The 17,756-nt window shown below is 52.9% G+C and carries 15 protein-coding genes, 1 pseudogene and 1 CRISPR repeat array; of the genes and pseudogenes, 11 read left to right on the plus strand and 5 right to left on the minus strand.

Annotated features, from left to right (window positions below):
* Positions 1–66: 66 nt before the first annotated feature.
* The 5 genes and pseudogenes from ACNKIB_RS01170 to ACNKIB_RS01190 all read right to left on the minus strand — a co-directional run.
* Positions 67–300: pseudogene (locus ACNKIB_RS01170) on the minus strand (integrase core domain-containing protein); the annotation flags it as partial.
* A 110-nt stretch (positions 301–410) separates the two neighbouring features.
* The gene (locus ACNKIB_RS01175; RefSeq protein ID WP_417908707.1) at positions 411–1,766 is read right to left on the minus strand and encodes a cobyrinate a,c-diamide synthase; all 1,356 of its coding nucleotides are present in this window, start codon (positions 1,764–1,766) and stop codon (positions 411–413) included.
* 62 nt (positions 1,767–1,828) lie between these two features.
* The gene (locus tag ACNKIB_RS01180; protein ID WP_417908708.1) at positions 1,829–2,599 is read right to left on the minus strand and encodes an MBL fold metallo-hydrolase; all 771 of its coding nucleotides are present in this window, start codon (positions 2,597–2,599) and stop codon (positions 1,829–1,831) included.
* A 105-nt stretch (positions 2,600–2,704) separates the two neighbouring features.
* Positions 2,705–3,163: a hypothetical protein gene (locus ACNKIB_RS01185; protein WP_417908709.1), complete on the minus strand. Its 459-nt coding sequence runs from the start codon at positions 3,161–3,163 to the stop codon at positions 2,705–2,707.
* Positions 3,164–4,601: 1,438 nt separating this feature from the next.
* A complete protein-coding gene (locus ACNKIB_RS01190) occupies positions 4,602–4,862 on the minus strand; it encodes a hypothetical protein (RefSeq protein WP_417908710.1) in 261 nt (86 codons plus the stop codon).
* Between the two features lie 155 nt (positions 4,863–5,017).
* On the opposite strand from ACNKIB_RS01190, the gene ACNKIB_RS01195 reads away from it, so the two are divergent.
* From ACNKIB_RS01195 to cas2, 11 genes are all read left to right on the plus strand, one after another.
* Positions 5,018–5,623 (plus strand): fibronectin type III domain-containing protein, encoded by a 606-nt coding sequence (locus ACNKIB_RS01195; protein ID WP_417908711.1) that lies wholly within the window; start codon positions 5,018–5,020, stop codon positions 5,621–5,623.
* 82 nt (positions 5,624–5,705) lie between these two features.
* A complete protein-coding gene (gene cas3, locus ACNKIB_RS01200) occupies positions 5,706–8,093 on the plus strand; it encodes a CRISPR-associated helicase Cas3' (protein WP_417908712.1) in 2,388 nt (795 codons plus the stop codon).
* An 80-nt stretch (positions 8,094–8,173) separates the two neighbouring features.
* A complete protein-coding gene (locus ACNKIB_RS01205; protein ID WP_417908713.1) occupies positions 8,174–8,428 on the plus strand; it encodes a type II toxin-antitoxin system Phd/YefM family antitoxin in 255 nt (84 codons plus the stop codon).
* Complete coding sequence (locus ACNKIB_RS01210; protein WP_417908721.1) at positions 8,418–8,708, plus strand: type II toxin-antitoxin system RelE family toxin; 291 nt, start codon at positions 8,418–8,420, stop codon at positions 8,706–8,708. Before ACNKIB_RS01205 ends, ACNKIB_RS01210 begins: the two co-directional genes overlap by 11 nt.
* A 101-nt stretch (positions 8,709–8,809) precedes the next feature.
* Complete coding sequence (gene cas5c, locus ACNKIB_RS01215) at positions 8,810–9,514, plus strand: type I-C CRISPR-associated protein Cas5c (protein WP_417908714.1); 705 nt, start codon at positions 8,810–8,812, stop codon at positions 9,512–9,514.
* The gene (gene cas8c / locus ACNKIB_RS01220) at positions 9,511–11,517 is read left to right on the plus strand and encodes a type I-C CRISPR-associated protein Cas8c/Csd1 (RefSeq protein ID WP_417908715.1); all 2,007 of its coding nucleotides are present in this window, start codon (positions 9,511–9,513) and stop codon (positions 11,515–11,517) included. The genes cas5c and cas8c overlap by 4 nt, the downstream gene beginning before the upstream one ends.
* Positions 11,518–11,535: 18 nt before the next feature.
* On the plus strand, positions 11,536–12,381 hold the full coding sequence (cas7c, locus tag ACNKIB_RS01225; RefSeq protein WP_417908716.1) for a type I-C CRISPR-associated protein Cas7/Csd2: 846 nt from the start codon (positions 11,536–11,538) through the stop codon (positions 12,379–12,381).
* 40 nt (positions 12,382–12,421) lie between these two features.
* Positions 12,422–13,228, plus strand: coding sequence for a Fic family protein (locus ACNKIB_RS01230; protein ID WP_417908717.1), 807 nt, complete (start codon positions 12,422–12,424; stop codon positions 13,226–13,228).
* Positions 13,229–13,270: 42 nt separating this feature from the next.
* Positions 13,271–13,900, plus strand: a complete 630-nt coding sequence (cas4, locus tag ACNKIB_RS01235; protein WP_417908718.1) for a CRISPR-associated protein Cas4 — start codon at positions 13,271–13,273, stop codon at positions 13,898–13,900.
* Positions 13,897–14,925 carry a type I-C CRISPR-associated endonuclease Cas1c gene (gene cas1c / locus ACNKIB_RS01240; RefSeq protein ID WP_417908719.1) on the plus strand — a complete coding sequence of 343 codons (1,029 nt, stop codon included), beginning with the start codon at positions 13,897–13,899 and terminating at the stop codon, positions 14,923–14,925. The genes cas4 and cas1c overlap by 4 nt, the downstream gene beginning before the upstream one ends.
* 468 nt (positions 14,926–15,393) lie before the next feature.
* Positions 15,394–15,684 carry a CRISPR-associated endonuclease Cas2 gene (gene cas2 / locus ACNKIB_RS01245; protein WP_417908720.1) on the plus strand — a complete coding sequence of 97 codons (291 nt, stop codon included), beginning with the start codon at positions 15,394–15,396 and terminating at the stop codon, positions 15,682–15,684.
* Positions 15,685–15,899: 215 nt separating this feature from the next.
* A CRISPR array of direct repeats spans positions 15,900–17,714; the repeat unit is 32 nt; unit sequence GTCGCCTCCTTCACGGGGGCGTGGATTGAAAC.
* Positions 17,715–17,756: the final 42 nt, after the last annotated feature.

Genomic DNA, 17,756 nt, shown 5'->3' on the forward strand with positions numbered 1-17,756 from the left:
CTGGAAAGTTGAACGGCTTTTCGCCTGGCTTCAAAACTGACCTGTCTTCGCAATAGCGGACACGTTTTATTCCCTAAGTAGCCCTTTTGAAGAAAAGCGGCTCGTAGTTGTCCGGCGACTGATAGCCGAATGCCGCCGTTGTCGGTTGTAAAAGCCTTCGATGTACCAAAAGATTCGGCTTTGTGCTTCTGCTCTAGCCCTGAAGGAAGAGTGATAAACCAGCTCTCGCTTCAGAGTTCCGAAAAACGACTCGGTGACAGCGTTGTCATAGCAGAAGCCGGTGCCGCTCATACTCTGGACAAAGGTGATGCCGAGGCTTCGTTCAACCTCGCGAACACCAACTCCCTCCTCAATAACCATGCGGACGGCTTCACGCTTGAAATCGGAATCGTACCTGCGATATGTTCCTGTCAGGGTAATTGGTGTGTCCGGTAAAGTGAAGATAGCTCAGCCCTAACAAACCACCGCGCCACCTCCGGGCTGCCGCCCCAGTGCAGGTGGACATACCCGGCCAAGGTGCGGTTGAGCAGGTAGCCCTCGGCCCTGCCGTCATCGAGGGCATAGACGCGCCGCACCTGGTCCGGCATTGGGTCAATATCGGAGTAGTGGAACTCGTGGCCGTGGAGCACGCCGCCTGCCGGGCCGAGCAGACAGTCCTCGCGCAGCTCCGCCCTGCGGTAGCCGAGCCGCCACAGCCGCTGGCCCATGCGGGCCGTCACCGGGAAGACTCCGGCCATCTCGTGCCGCCCGCCTCCGCTGTCCGCAATCGCCTCGCAGAGATACATGAAGCCGCCGCACTCGGCATAGACCGGCCTGCCTGCGCGGGAGAACGCCAGCACCTGCTCGCGCATTTGCTGGTTGGCGGCGAGCTGGGCCGCGTGCAGCTCCGGGTAGCCGCCGCCGAAGTAGAGGCCGTCGAGGTGCTCCGGCAGCGTCTTGTCATGCAGCGGACTGAAGCGCACCAGCTCGGCTCCGGCAGCGGCAAGCAGGTCGAGGTTGTCTTGGTAATAGAAGCAGAAGGCCGCGTCCCAGGCCACGCCGAGGCGCACCTTACCGACTGACTCCATGATCGGCGCGGCAGGCGGGGCTGAGCGAACCTGCGCCTCTCCGGCGATCTGAATGAGGCGGTCAAGGTCAAGATGCTCCTCAATCAGGCTGACGAGCTGCTGCCGGTTGATGTCCGCCTCCGCGCCCATGTGCAGGCCAAGGTGGCGCGAGGGCAGGCTGATGCCGTTCTCGCGCGGCAGCGAGCCGATGATCTCCGCCTGGCAGTGCCGCCGCACCGCCTCGCTGACGAGCTGGAGATGCTTCGCGCTGCCCACCTGATTGAAGATCACCCCGGCCAGCCGCAGGCGGGGATCAAGGCTCTCAAAGCCCCGTAGCACCGCCGCCGCGCTCTCCGCCATTGAGCGCACATCCAGCACCAGCAGCACCGGCACATTGAGCAGCGCGGCCAGCTCTGCTGCCGAACCGTTGCCGCCGTCAAAGAGGCCCATCACCCCTTCGATCACCGAGATGGATTGACTGTCCGCATGGCGGGCGAAGCACTGCCGCACCCAGTCCGGGCCGCACATGCGGATGTCAAGGTTGCGCGAGGTCTGGCCTGTGACGAGCAGGTGCAGGCTGGGGTCAATGAAGTCCGGGCCGCACTTGAAGGGCTGCACGCTCAGGCCACGCTGGCGCAGGGCCGCCATGATGCCGAGCGTGACCGTGGTCTTGCCGCAGCCGGAGTGCGTCCCGGCAATGAGGAGGGAGGTGGGGGGCATAATTATACACCAAGGCGGAGGTTGGGCAGCCCTGAAGTCAGGGGAGGAGTCTGGGCGGGCAACTACACCACAAACACCCTGGTCGGCTGCTCCTGTAAGGCGATATCAAGACTGAAAGCCGGATTGAGCGGCCTGATCTCTTGCTGTATGCGCGCAGAAACCAACTCTGGCAGGTTATTCGTGCTGCTCAGGTGAGCCAACACCACCTGCTGCAACGAAGAATCCGCCAGCTCCGCAAGAAAACGGGCTGCATCATCATTCGCGAGGTGCCCATGACTCGACCGCACCCGCTGCTTGATCGGCAGCGGATACGGGCCGTCTGCCAGCATCTGCGGGTCATAGTTGGCTTCTAAAATCAGGGCTTGGCAGCGGCGTGTCCGTTGCCGGATGAGTGAGGTGATCTTGCCGGTGTCGGTGCAGCAGCAGAGTGAGCTGGTTCCATCCGAAACTACAAACCCCACTGGATCAGTGGTGTCATGCGAGATACGGAAGGGATGAATTTCCAGATCATTTAAGGCAAAGGTCGTGCCGGTTTCAAACTCAGCCCGTTGATAGAGCTTTTGCAGCTTGGCCTCAGCAGCGCGATGGGTGCCGATATTGGCATACACGGGTAGATTGAGCAACCGGGAGAGTACCCCAACACCGCTGATGTGGTCGCCGTGTTCATGGGTGACGAGAATGGCTGTCAGGTTTTCAGGAGAGCGGTTGATCAACTCCAGCCTGCGGCGGAGTTCCTTGCCAGAAAACCCGGCATCAATCAGCACCGCAGTGGAGCCAGATTCAATGAGGATGGAATTGCCTCTGGAGCCAGAGCCAAGGACGCAGAATCTCATCTGGATGTTCTGGATTCCTAAAGGGAGAGAGGGAAACAAAAAAAGCAGAAGGCCAAGCCTTTGTCAGACTCAGCCTCCTGCTTTAGCCGTCAATTTGACCGCAGATTAGTCCGTCCCGGCTACACAGTCACCTTTGGTTGTCACGGTCACGCCGACTTTGCTGAACTCTACATGATCAGCCACGGCACAACCCTTGCTCGCGGTATTCGCCGACTCCTCAGGCTCAGAGGCAGTGCAGCCCATCGATTCCCCGACATCCAACGCGTCTTGCTGGCAGCTGATCTTGGCAAAGTGGTCGTCTGTCACGCGGACATTCGTCAGTTTGACATTGCCAGTGTTGGTAACTTTGTATGCCCAAGCATCTCGGCCTGTCTTTACTGTTTTATCCGCCTTGCAGATAGCGATGCCTGGTTCGGTTGCCGCAGACTGGTGCTTTTTATCCGCCAATATATTTTTTGACGAAGTGTCACAGGTCATGGTTTCTTTTGCCAACACGAGGCCGGAAACAAACAGGGCGCAACCCAGCAGCAGCGAGACTACGATGGTACGAAATTTCATCTTCATGTTTTTTCTCCTAGAGCAAATGCAGCACTATCTGGTAGCTTAGACACCATGTCCGGGGGTTCTTCTGCGCCAGCTGTCTGCTAAAATAGATTTTTCCTTCTAGGATAGAATACGTGAAATCGCCCTGCTTGTCAACTTGTTGGTTTAAAAAATTTTACTATTTAATTTTTTTTACCAACATCCACAGCACGTTAAACTACAGTGCAAATAAGCAAGGGAAGAGTACTGCTCGTTTGCAAAGGAGTTCGCCTCGGCAGAAGAGGAGTTCGGCTTGGCCAAACTGCTTGCAGCGGTTGCCAATGGCTTGAGATGGCAACCGTACTGGCTGTTTGTTGGAAGTTGGCGACCAAGGCTTGCGAGGTAAAAGTCGGTAGGTTCTGGTTATGCATAATGGGCCTCATTTGGGAAGACGATAAGGAGCAATTTCCCCTAAGAATACCATGGGTGGTAATGATTGTCCTGGGGGAATATTAGACAGGCACAGCAGAAGGCTGTTTCTGCGCCAAGTAAGCACCCTGCAAGCTGATTCGACGGCGGATAGCTATAGGGATGCTTTCTGGCCGAGAATGTTGAAATATTGTAAAAATATCACAACGGAGAAAGGGCTAACCGAAACTCGATATATCCCTTTTAAACTGATGGTTGAGAATTTTTTCTTTTATAGTCAAGAAATTACTGTTGACAAACATAGATACTCAGACTATCTTTAGGTAGTGGGCAGCCTGCTTTAGGATCATGCACAAAAAAAATCTACAGAAGAGGTGAAGAATGAGTACAATCCAGCAGATCGCGTTTGATTTTTTGCCACGATTTCTTTCAGGAACAGCGACTGCGTTTCTGATCGAAATCATGAGGCACTATAATATCCCGCCCTTTAGGGAGGAAAAGAGGGAAATCTGGGTTATGTTCTAAACTAATAACCTTGTTCCACTGCTCGATATCGTTTCATCCACTTTTCAGATGGCATGAAGTATCGTGCAGGGCACTGTTCAACCTATGCCGTCAGCAGCCTGTTTGCTGACATAGTTTGTACCGATTCAAAGGCAGTACGTCACCCTGCGGGGTGTGGATTGAAACTATAGGCACGATATAACTGTTGTTCAAGCAGCAAACGCCCCCTTCACCGGGGGCGCACTTCTTTCCTCTGCGCAATTCCCCGCAAACTCCATTGCAAATCCCGCTGCAGCGGGGTATTGTTGGCCAGCAATCCCTGCCGCGCCGCTTTCTTTTTCCTGCTGCTGCGTGCGCTGCTGGATTTCTTCCCAAATTGATCATGAGCGGCCTGACGACGTGATCACATCATGCTGACAACACGTTCCGCATGTGCGGAAGGCGGTTTTTGCGACAAGCTGCGCTCCGCCGCCGCCTGTCTGCGCCTGAAGCCGCCTTGCCCTGATATTCCGCCGCAATCTCCCGCCTTTTTCCTGCCAGCAACGCCTCATTCATTGTTTTCTTTGCCACAAAGCAAGCCTGAAATGCCTCGTTTATTGCTTGCAACGAGACGTTTCTTGCCTGCGATGAGGCGTTTCAAGTCTGCAACGCCTCGTTTCTGGCCTGCAACGAGACGTTTCTTGCTTGCAATGAGACGTTGCAGGCTTGCTTTGAGGCGTTTCTTGCCTGAAACGCCTCGTTTCTGGCTTGCAACGAGACGTTTCAAGTCTGCTTTGAGGCATTTCATGCTTGCAATGAGGCGTTTCAAGTCTGCAACGCAACGTTTTCAGCTTGCTTCGCCTCAATTCAAGTCTTCCGCAAGGCAGAAAAAGGCTGCTTTTTCAGAGAGGAAGCATGAACCGGCAGCACGCCGCCGTCGGAAGCAGATAAACCGCAGTCATCATCTCAGAGGAGGAACGCACCATGCCCAATTTTCCTAAAACAGAAGCGGAAGTCGTCAGTCTGGCTCAGAGCATCATCAACGGAATAACAGACAACCCGGACTTTCCTGCACCGCCAGTCACCCCGGTGGCGTTGCAGGCTTCTTTGAACACGTTCATAGGCTCGCGCGACGCGCAGACTGCGGCCTATGCGGCGGCGGAGCAGTCAACCGATGTCAAGCAGGGCGATTATGAGGCACTGATCACAGAAATGAAGATGATGCTGCGCTACGCTGAAGACGCGGTGCACGGTGACGACTCAAAGCTGTCCGCGCTCAACTGGGGCGCGAGAAGAGGGAAAACGCCGCTGGCCGTGCCCGGCCAAGTCCGTCTTTTGCAAGTGGCGCAGCAGGTCGAAGGCAGGCTGACCTTGCGCTGGAAAAAGCCGATTGAAGGCGGCTCGCCCTCGTATTACAAAATCGAGCGGCGCGAGCGGACTGCGGGCGGCTGGGTGCTGGCCGGAACCGCCAGCATCACAGAAATCACGCTCACCAATCAAGAGCGCGGCAAGGATCTGGAATATCAAATCATCGCAGCCAACAAAGCCGGCGACGGCCCGCCAAGCAACAGAGTGACAGTGGTGCTGTGATTGGAGGGAAAGCACGCCGACAGCAAGGGGGCGGATACGTATGTCCGCCTATCTCACGCATTCTTTTCATCAAACAAAACCAATGAATACTCATTTCATCGCCCGCCGCCGGGAATCTGACCAGAAAACGCAATCTGTTTATGAGCATTTGCAGGAAGTTTCCGCAGAATGCGCCCGGCTTGCCAAGAAAATAGGCGCAGAAGATGCAGGACGGCTCATCGGCTTGCTGCATGATTTCGGCAAATACAGCAATGCGTTTCAAGACTATATCACTGAGAATACTGCCAACAAGCGGCGCGGCGAAGTTGACCATGCAACAGCTGGTGCACAGCAGGCATGGCAGCTCTTCAAGGATTATAAAATTCATGGTCAGCTGACAGGGCAGATTCTTGCTCTGTGTCTTGCCTCGCATCATGGCGGATTGCTCAATTGTCTGAAGCCTGAAGGCGAAAACGGCTTTCAGAAAAGAATCAGCAAAAATGATGGAGAGACACATCTGCTGGAATGCCTTGAGAAGGCGGATAAAGAAATCTTAGATCAGCTGCATCAGCTTGATGACAAGGGCATCAAACTCTTTTTAGGCAGTTTCTGGCCAAAAATATTCAGCCTTATTGGTTCTGAAAAAGAATCCAAGCTGATCAGGCAATTCCGGCTTGGTCTTTTCACGCGCTTCCTCTTCAGCTGCTTAATTGATGCCGACCGCATCAGCAGCGCAGATTTTGAATATCCAAATAATGCGCAGCTGCGTTCTAACGGGCCGGTGAATTGGCAAATTGCCATTGAGCGGCTGAAAGCCAAGCAGTTTCAGGCCAGAAATGAGAAGGTTGATGCAATCCGCCGGTCAATCTCTGATCAATGCCGCGCACGTGCAGATGACGAGCAGGGGATTTACACGCTCTCTGTGCCAACTGGTGGCGGCAAGACCTTTTCCAGCATGAGATTTGCCTTGCATCATGCCAAGAAGCATCAGCTTGAGCGAATTATTTATATCATTCCCTTTACCAGCATCATTGAGCAGAACGCTGATGAAGTCCGCAAGACTATTGAGCAGGCAGGCGACGCATTCCCTTGGGTGTTAGAGCATCATTCCAACTTGGAGCCGGAAAAGGAGAGCAAATATTCAGCACTTGTCAGTGAAAACTGGGATGCGCCGATTATTTTCACGACAATGGTGCAGTTTCTTGAAGTGCTTTTTGACGGCGGAACGCGCAGCGCACGTCGTTTGCACAATCTTGCCAACGCAGTTCTCATCTTTGATGAAATTCAAAGCCTGCCGGTCAACTGTGTGCACCTCTTCTGCAATGCAGTGCAGTTTCTGGCAGATCATGCAAAGACAACCACAGTGCTTTGCACAGCCACCCAGCCTTTATTAAACAAGCTGCGCTGCCCGGATAAAGGCCAGCTGACGTTTTCAGCAAATCATGAGCTGGTGGAGAACACGACTGCGGTTTTTGATCAGCTCAAACGGGTGCAGATTAAGAATCAATTCCGTTCGCAAGGATGGTCTGGAGAGGAGATTGCCGAACTTTCCCTGAAGCAGCTTACAGAAAAGGGCAATTGCTTAGTGATCGTGAATACAAAAAGCTGGGCGCGGAAATTGTATGCGCTGTGCGCCGCAAAGACAGACAAAAAGAATGTCTTTCATCTCAGCACTAATCTGTGTCCTGCGCATCGCAAGAAGATTCTGGCTGAAGTGCGGCAGCGTCTTAATGACAAACTGCCCGTGTTGTGTATAAGCACCCAACTTATTGAAGCGGGCGTGGATGTGGATTTCAATGCGGTCATCCGTTTCTTGGCTGGGCTTGATTCTATTGCTCAGGCTGCCGGACGCTGCAACCGCAACGGCAATCTTCAGCAGCAAGGGGAAGTTTTTGTTGTCAATCCGCAGGAAGAAGCCATTGACCAGCTTGAAGAAATCAAGATTGGACAAGAAAAAACCCAGCGCATCTTCGAAGAAGAGAAAGGAAATGATCTTCTTCAGCCGGAAATCATGACGCGTTATTTCAAATATTATTTTTATGAGCGGGCAGACATTATGTCGTATCCGCTGGATGGAAAGCAGGCAGAAAGAGACGACACGCTGCTTAATCTTCTTGGTGATAATCAATTCAATCCTGGCCGGAAAGACACGCCGCTGCTTCAGCAGTCTTTCAAAACCGCTGGGCAAGTCTTCAAGGCCATTGATGCTCCAACGCAAGCGGTGCTAGTGCCGTATGATGATAAGGGCAAAGAAATCATCGGCGAACTCTGCGCCGCATATCATCCTGCTGAAGCGTATAAACTCCTGCGGCAAGCCCAGCAGTACAGCGTCAATGTGTTCCCTAATGTCTTGCGAAGATTGCAGTCGGCGGGGGCAATTTATCCGGCGCATGAGGAGATAGAGATTTACTGCCTGCGGGAAGAGTATTACAGTGAAGACTTCGGGTTATCTGAAGATGGCGGCGGTAGGATGTCGCTGGCAACCGCATAAAGGCAGGCGTTGTGCAGTTGAATTGTATCGCCACAACAATTTAAAAACAGGCCGCATCTGATGCGAAGGAGGGCTTCATCATGGCTCGCACACGTTCAATCTTGGCGGATGTCAGTGCCGGAATAAGCGAATTGCAAAAAAATCCTCTGGCCGTGCTTCAGCAGGGGCACGGCGCTCCGGTTGTCATTCTTCATCATGACGAACCGGCATTTTATGCGGTTCCAGCAGAGCTTTATGAAATGCTTCTGGAGAAGCTGGAAGATGTCGAGCTGGCCGAGCTTGTCAGGAAGCGGGAGAAGCAGCCGGAGATTGAGGTGGATATTAATGACCTTTAAGCTGGTCTTCAAACAGGAGGCGAAAAAAGAATGGGACAGCCTTGATGAAACTGTTCGTTCGCTTTTTGCCAAAAAACTCAAAGAGCGGCTTGAACAGCCAAGGGTACAAAGTGCGCAGCTCAATGGCATGAAGGATTGTTACAAGATTAAACTTCTCCGGGCTGGGTATCGTCTTGTTTATCAGGTGCGCGATAAAGAACTGATTGTATCAGTCATCGCTGTTGGTAAACGGGATAAAAGCCAAGTGTACAAAATAGCTCTGAAGAGATTTGAGAGCTGACATAAGATTTTTTGCATCTGCACTCATCACACTATTATATTCCTCATGAGTTACAAGGTTGAAATCACGATAAACTATGTAACTCCTGACAAGGTGAATCCATGAAAAACAGCATCAGTTTCCGGCTTTGGGGACGTTATGCCCTGTTTTCCGATCCGGTGACAAAGATCGGCGGGGAAAAATGCTCCTATCATGTACCGACGTATGAGGCCATCAAGGGCGTGTTGAAATCCATCTATTGGAAGCCGACTATCATCTGGCATGTGGATAAAGTGAGGGTGATGTGGCAAATCAAAACTCAGACTAAAGGGACTAAGCCTTTAGTTTGGAGCGGCGGCAATTCTCTGGCAATTTATACCTTTCTGCATGAGGTGGAATACCAAGTGCAAGCGCACTTTACTTGGAATCTGCATCGTCCTGAGCTGGCGCAAGATAGGATTGACGGCAAGCATTATCAGCTGGCGCAAAGGATGCTGGAAAAAGGCGGCAGACAGGATATTTTCCTCGGTGTCCGCGATTGTCCAGCTTACGTGGAGCCGTGCGAGTTCGGCGAAGGCAAAGGTCATTATGATGAAACGCCGGAACTCAGCTTCGGTTTGATGTTTCATGGCTTTGATTATCCTGATGAGACAGGCAAAGACGAACTTGCTAGCCGCTTCTGGCAGGCGGTGATGCGCAAGGGAGTTTTGGAATTCCCAAAGCCAGAGGGCTGCGTGATCAGGCGTTCTGTCCGTAAGATGACGGCAAAGGAATTTGCGCTGCATGAAAATCTGCTCTCTGTGGAACAAGAGGAGGCTGCTTTATGAGCTGGATGGCGAAATTGTATGAGACGTATGAAAGAGGACTCACTCTTGATTTGCCATTTGAAAAAAGACTGATGCCGGTCAGTCATACACTTCAGAATGCGCATGTCAACATTGTCATTGACAAGAGCGGAAATTTCAGGCGGGCAACAGTGCTGGATAAAACGCAGATCATCTTGCCTGCAACGGAAGAATCCGCAGGCAGAACCAGCGGCGAAGCACCGCATCCGCTTGCAGACAAGATTCAATATGTTGCCAAAGATTATGCGGAATATGGAGGTGAAAAGAAACCATACTTTGCAAGCTATGAAAAGCAGCTTGCTGCATGGTGCGCGTCGCCTTTTGCACATAAAAAGGCTTGCGCTGTTCATGCCTACATCAGTAAAGGCAGCGTGGTTGCTGATCTGATCGAACATGGCATCTTGCATCGTGATGAAAACGGCCAACTGCTCACCAAATGGCCCTTTGAAATCACGGCAGAACGTCCTGAGCCACCCATTTTCAAGGTACTTCCGAAGAAAGAAGGCAAGATTGAACCAGGAGATGCTCTTGTTTGCTGGTCAGTAGAGGACAAAGAGGAAGTAGGCAGTAAAACATGGGAAGATCAGAGCTTGCAGCAAAGCTGGGTTGATTTTAATGCGTCCTCAGAAGGTGGAATAGGGCTTTGCTACATCTCGGCTGAGGAAAAGAAAATCGCGGTGAATCATCCGGCTAAATTGCGGCATACAGGAGACAAAGCAAAACTTGTTTCCTCAAATGATGGTTTCGGTTTCACCTACAGAGGCCGTTTTACTGATTGGAGCCAAGCGGCAGGCATCAGTTTTGATGTCACCCAAAAAGCGCATAATGCTTTACGCTGGCTGATCTCACGCCAAGGATACAGGAACGGCGATCAGGTTTATGTTTCTTGGGCGGTTTCTGGGAAAGAAATTCCAGAACCTTTGCAAGATTCTTATGCCATGCTCAGTGCCGAACCTTCCTTTGAGAAAGAAGAGGAACCGGAAGAGAAGCCGCAGCAGAAGATTGATCACCTCACAGATATTGGCCAGTCATTTAACAATAAATTCAGGAAATATCTTGAAGGATATGGAAGCAAATTCGATCTGAATGAGCAGATTGTGGTGATGGGTCTTGATTCTGCCACGCCGGGAAGAATGGGCATCATCTATTACCGGGAGCTGCTTGCCAGCGAGTTTCTGAAACGCCTTGAAAGCTGGCATCTTGAGTTTGCTTGGCCGCAGCGGCATACAAAGGAACTGGATGATCCGAAAGGCAAGAAGAAAAAGATCGTCAAAGTGATCTGGCCGGTGAGTTCTCCTGTGCCAAGAACGATTGCTGAAGCGGCGTATGGCGATGTGTTGAAGAGCAATGACACGCTGAAGAAGAGTGTGATCGAACGAATACTGCCCTGCATTGTTGATGGAGTGCCTTTCCCTGAAGATTTGATGCAATGCGCTGTCCGCAGGGCCAGCAATCGCAATAACTGCGAGCATTGGGAGTGGGAAAAAAATCTTGGAGTCGCCTGCGCCCTGTTCAAGGGCTTTCATGCGCGGCATCCAGATATAACTAAAAGGAGCGAATACGCTATGGGACTCGAACGAGAGAGAGCAACAAGGGAATATCTCTACGGCAGGCTGCTGGCTGTGGCAGAGAGAATCGAGGAAATCGCCTTGAGTGTCGGCGGAGAAAACAGACCGACAAATGCGGCCAGATTGATGCAGCGTTTCGCAGATCGTCCCTGCTCCACATGGCGGACGATTGAGCTGAATTTGCAGCCCTACATGCAGCGGCTGCAAGGAAGCAGAGCGGGATTCTTAACCAACATGAAGAAGGAGCTTGATGAAATCAAGTCATTGTTCGTAACAGAAGACTTCATCAAAGATGAATCGCTGCAAGGAGAATTTCTGCTCGGCTATCATTGCCAGCGGCAGGAATTGCGTAAAAAGAAGGACGATGAAGCTGCATCACCTGACAACAACAACGGCAGCAACGACGATAACGAATAACCGCAGAGGAGAAGAACCATGAGCTTGGACAACAAGATTGATTTTGCTTTGATAGTAAGTGTGAAAAATGCCAATCCAAACGGCGACCCGTTGAACGGCAACCGCCCGCGTGTGGATTACGAAGGTTTTGGCGAGATCAGCGATGTTTGCTTGAAAAGAAAAATCAGAGACCGGCTGCAAGATGCTGGTCATCTGATCTTTGTGCAGTCCGATGAGAAGAAGATTGACGGAATGCCCAGCTTGAGCGCAAGGGCAGATTCGGAGGAAGTCGGCTTGGGCAAAGATGGATTTAACCGGAAGAAAACCAATCCTGAAAAGGCAGCAAAACTTGCCTGCGAAAAATGGCTGGACGTTCGCACCTTCGGCCAGCTTTTTGCTTTCAAAGGAAAGGAGAAGGATGCGGACGGCGTTTCCATTCCTATTCGGGGGCCGGTTTCCATTCATCCTGCTTTCAGTGTTGAACGAGTGAACGTAACCAGCACGCAGATCACCAAAAGCGTGAGCGGTGAAGGAGACGGCACAAAACGGGGATCTGACACAATGGGCATGAAGCATCGTGTGGATAAAGCTGTCTATGTCACCTATGGCAGCATGAATCCACAGCTTGCCGGACGCACTGGTTTCAGCAATGAAGATGCGGAAGCCATCAAAAAGGTGCTGACGAAATTGTTTGAAGGAGATGCTTCTTCTGCGCGGCCAGAAGGCAGCATGGCCGTGGAAAAGGTGATCTGGTGGCGGCATAACTGCAAGTCAGGGCAGTATTCCTCAGCTAAAGTGCATCGCACTTTGCATGTGAAAGCTGACGGCAGCTTTGAGCTGGACAAGCTGGATGGTTTACTGCCGGAGATCATTGACGGCTTTTAAGCAGATTCGCCCCCTTCACGGGGGCGTTGGATGAAAAACTATGTTCTTTAAAAATCTTGACTCAGACCTCCGCGCCGCCCTGCTCATCCAGCTGCGCGATCTCTGGACGCACACCTCAACTGCGATTGAGGGCAACAGCCTTACCCTTGGTGAAACCGCTTTTGTTCTCCGCGAGGGTTTGACCGTTGCGGGCAAGCCGCTTAAAGATCATCAGGAAGTGGTGGGCCATGCGCGGGCCATTGATTTGCTCTGGGGCTGTCTAGAACCGGGCAAAGCATTCGGAGAGAACGAGCTGTTTGCTTTGCACAAGGCGGTGCAGACGGAGGCGATCTATGATTATTATCAGCCGGTCGGCAAATGGAAGAATGAGCCGAATTCCACTGCTGGAATCGTAAACGGCAGGCAGATTCTTTTTGAATATGCTTTGCCTGCCCATGTTCCTGCATTGATGGAACGCTGGTTTGTTTTGCTGCACGAACTGGAGGACAAGACGCAGGCTGGAGATGCCAAGCAGACATTGAACGCTTACGTTCAGCTTCATGTCGCTTTTGTCCGCATTCATCCTTTTGCGGATGGCAATGGCCGGTTAGCCCGCTTAGTCGCCAACCTACCTGTGTTGCGGGCCGGGCTGCCGCCAATCATCATTCCAAAAGAACAGCGCAAGGAGTACATAGACATCTTAGCGGCTTGGCATTATGCCGCCGGACAGATCAAAGCCGGTGATGAACTGCTTGATGCGACGGAAGAGCTGGCGGTGTTTGCGGAATTTTGTCAAAGAGCGTGGCAGGAATCCATCAGGCTGGTGGAAGAGGCGCGGAGGAGGCAGGAGATACGAAGGACATTGTGAATAAAACAGTATAGGCACTGTTAATCATCTTGGAGAGAGCTTATGTATTCCGAAGACGATTTACTGATGATTTCCGCGCTGCAACATCTGCTGTTCTGTCCGCGCCAATGCGCTCTCATTCATCTGGAGCAGATTTGGACAGAGAACCGGCTCACTGCCGAAGGGCGGCTTTTGCACGAGCATGTGCATGAGGCGGGCAGTGATTCGAGAGGCGCGGTGCGGATTGAATACGACATGCCGCTGCGCTCGTTGCGGCTGGGCTTGTCGGGCAGGGCGGACGTAGTGGAAATGCAGCGGCAGCCGGATAAGACCTGGCAGCCGTTTCCGGTGGAGTACAAGCACGGCAAGCCGAAGAAGGACGACTCCGATTTAGTGCAGCTCTGCGCCCAAGCTCTCTGCTTGGAGGAAATGCTTGGCTGCGCGGTTCCAGCGGGTGCATTTTATTATGGGGTGAAGAAGCGGCGCACCGAAGTGGCCTTTGATCAGCGGCTGCGGCGAGTCACTGAAGAGGCAGCAGCCCGTCTGCACGAGCTGCTTTCCGGCACAATCACGCCGCAGCCGGAATACAGCAAACGCTGCGAAAGCTGCTCCCTAATTGACACCTGCCTGCCTCAGACTTCGGGAAGAAGAGGCCGGGTCAGCAACTACATGGAGAGGATGACGGCACTATGAAGACGCATCTTAACACCCTGTTTGTAACGACCCAAGGAGCCTATTTAGCCAAGGATGGCGAGACAGTGGCCGTGCGGCTTGAAGGAGAAACCAAGCTCCGCCTGCCTGTGCATACCTTAGGCGGGATTGTCTGCTTTGGTAATGTCGGATGCAGCCCGTTTCTCCTTGGCTTTTGCGGCGAGAACAACGTTGCGGTCAGCTTTCTTGATGAGCAGGGCCGCTTTCTGGCGCGGGTAGTTGGGCCAGTCTCTGGCAATGTCCTGCTCAGGCGGGAGCAATACCGCCGCGCCGATGATCTGGCCTTTTCTGCCCAAATGGCGCGCGCCTTTCTCAGCGGCAAGGTGGGCGGCAGCCGAAACGTGCTGTTGCGCGTGCTGCGCGATCATGGCGACAAAGTGGATGTGGAACAGATCAAGCAAGCCACTGACCGTCTTGGCGCGTCGCTGCGGCGGCTTCAGGAAGAGCTGGATTTGGATGCGGTGCGCGGCGTGGAAGGAGATGCAGCCCATGTCTATTTTCAGCATTTCGATCATCTCATTCTGCGCAACAAAGAGGAGTTCTTCTTCCGCGAACGCAGCCGCAGGCCGCCGCTGGATCGGGTCAACTGCCTGCTCTCGTTCCTCTACACGCTGGTCATGCACGACGTGCGTTCGGCGCTTGAATGCGTGGGCCTTGATCCCGCAGTCGGCTTTCTTCATCGCGACCGACCGGGCCGTCCTGGTTTGGCTTTGGATATGATGGAAGAGTTTCGCCCATTAGCAGATCGTCTTGCCCTATCCCTGATTAATCTTGGCCAGCTTCGGCCCAAGGATTTTGTCCTCAGTGAGAGCGGCGGGGTGCGGATGAAGGACGAGGCAAGAAAAGAGCTATTGACTGCTTATCAGGCGCGCAAGCAAGACGTGCTGGAACATCCTTTTCTGGGCGAAAAAATGCCGCTCGGTCTCTTCTTTCATACACAAGCCCTGCTCTTGGCCCGTTTCCTGCGTGGCGATTTAGACGGCTACCCACCGGTAATCTTTGGTTAGCCTGTTGATTATTAACATGATATATTTCGATAAAATCCTAATCTAAACCCGACTATAAACGCCTCATTCCCTGTTTAAAACGAGGCATTCGCTGTTTAAAATGCCACGCTTGATGTTCAGAGTGAGGCATTCGCTGTTTCAAACGAGGCGTTTGACGCTTAAAACGCCTCATTCGATGCTTCAAATGCCACGTTTGATGTTCAGAGTGAGGCATTCGCTGTTTCAAACGAGGCGTTTGACGCTTAAAACGCCTCATTCGATGCTTCAAATGCCACGTTTGATGTTCAGAGTGAGGCATTCGCTGTTTCAAACGAGGCGTTTGATGTTCAGGATGAGGCATTCTAAACAAGGAATGAGCCAGTTGCTGTTGCAAACGTGGCATTCGATGCCAGGTCTGAGACGTTTGTTAGCCAAAAAACCGTTGTCCTGCTTTGTAGGGACGCAGATTGAAACGGATGAGGTGCAATCATGCTTGTCTTAGTCAGTTACGATGTCCAAACCAGCGATCCTGACGGCCCGAAACGGCTGCGGCGAGTTGCCAAAGTCTGCCGGGATTATGGGCAGAGGGTGCAGTATTCGGTCTTTGAGTGCATCGTGCCGCCGGATAAGTGGGTAAAGATGCGGGCGCGGCTGATTGAAGAGATTGACGAAGAGAAGGACAGCCTGCGTTTCTATTTTCTGGGGGCCAATTGGAAAAACCGGGTCGAGCATATCGGGGCCAAAGTGGCGATTGACCAGGAAGGGCCGTTGATAGTATAGTTGCGCAATTGTGTTGTTGGTAAGAGAATTACAGGATAGCAAACGGCAGCGCGAACCGTAAGCGGACAGAAAAAGCCGGGAGGTTCGCAGGCTGCACAGCAAGGAGGTGAAAGCAAAAAAGAGTAGTTGTTGATCACTGTGATCGGTGGTTGAGAAACACTGATCGCGGAAATGCAGTAAAAGTTTGAATCGCAGCAGTCTGTTGCGATTCGACTGTCGCCTCCTTCACGGGGGCGTGGATTGAAACAGCTTACCAGCATACGCCCATGCGCATTCCCGCTGTCGCCTCCTTCACGGGGGCGTGGATTGAAACAAACGCATCCAGCAGCTCGTCATACATATCCGAGGTCGCCTCCTTCACGGGGGCGTGGATTGAAACTCTGCCGCTCTAGCCTCTTCAGGCGTTCCGTATGACGTCGCCTCCTTCACGGGGGCGTGGATTGAAACCACTATGGAAGCGATAAACAAACCAGAATGGCTCGTCGCCTCCTTCACGGGGGCGTGGATTGAAACAATGCGGTGATATTCTATTGGCCCGCCACCATTGTCGCCTCCTTCACGGGGGCGTGGATTGAAACACGCCAAAGGTGCTCAAGATATCTAGCCTGCTTGGTCGCCTCCTTCACGGGGGCGTGGATTGAAACGTCTTGTCTGCATCTGGTGTCAAAGGCCAATCAAGTCGCCTCCTTCACGGGGGCGTGGATTGAAACAGCTTACAGCTCAAGCTGCGGAAGGAGTAGGGGCGTCGCCTCCTTCACGGGGGCGTGGATTGAAACGCTGTGCCACCGGAAAACACCGTGGTTGATCTAGTCGCCTCCTTCACGGGGGCGTGGATTGAAACATGATAGAAATTATCTAATGCTCACTATTGCTGGGTCGCCTCCTTCACGGGGGCGTGGATTGAAACAGGCATCATTCTCTCCTTATGCCACAGTGCCGTCGTCGCCTCCTTCACGGGGGCGTGGATTGAAACCGCCTGCTCTACGCAGCACAGCGGAGAAGCTGGGTCGCCTCCTTCACGGGGGCGTGGATTGAAACCGCCAAGAACAGTAACATATATTGAAATAGTAAGGTCGCCTCCTTCACGGGGGCGTGGATTGAAACTCCCGCGCAATCTTGGATGACATACCCGCCTGCCGTCGCCTCCTTCACGGGGGCGTGGATTGAAACCACCTGGCTTTTGGCTGATCCACAGGAGGAGGGGTGTCGCCTCCTTCACGGGGGCGTGGATTGAAACCTATATTTTGATATTAACTGATATCATAAGATAGTCGCCTCCTTCACGGGGGCGTGGATTGAAACACTACCTCGCAACGACGCTGTAGGTTGTAGATAGTCGCCTCCTTCACGGGGGCGTGGATTGAAACCCCGCCTGGCAGCTCATCCAGCGCAGGATTCCAGTCGCCTCCTTCACGGGGGCGTGGATTGAAACTGGTGGCACAGCGAACTTACTGCACCACCAGCCGGTCGCCTCCTTCACGGGGGCGTGGATTGAAACACCTGTTTTTGAACTGGAAGAGGCGGAAGGCGGCGTCGCCTCCTTCACGGGGGCGTGGATTGAAACGCGTATAAGGTCATAGTGTGTTGTATATCGACATGTCGCCTCCTTCACGGGGGCGTGGATTGAAACAGCTGCTACACGCTTGATCTCCCCAGCGACTGCGTCGCCTCCTTCACGGGGGCGTGGATTGAAACACGGCTCATCTATTTCAGCGTTTTCCACTGCTGCTTGTCGCCTCCTTCACGGGGGCGTGGATTGAAACAAAGCGCAGGCGCGGCCCAAAGCCGTGTGGCGTGTGTCGCCTCCTTCACGGGGGCGTGGATTGAAACAAGGGCATTAGCTGCCATGCTGGATAATGCAGACGTCGCCTCCTTCACGGGGGCGTGGATTGAAACGGTGCTTTGCGCTCCTGAATGACGAACGGCTTGAAGTCGCCTCCTTCACGGGGGCGTGGATTGAAACCCCCTCTGCGTAGCATCACACCAACCCCGCCGCAGGTCGCCTCCTTCACGGGGGCGTGGATTGAAACAGGTTGACGCAACAATGGGCGTGCTCGTTGAGCGTCGCCTCC

The sequence above is a fragment of the Candidatus Electronema sp. PJ genome (assembly GCF_048287395.1).
GTDB lineage: Bacteria > Desulfobacterota > Desulfobulbia > Desulfobulbales > Desulfobulbaceae > Electronema.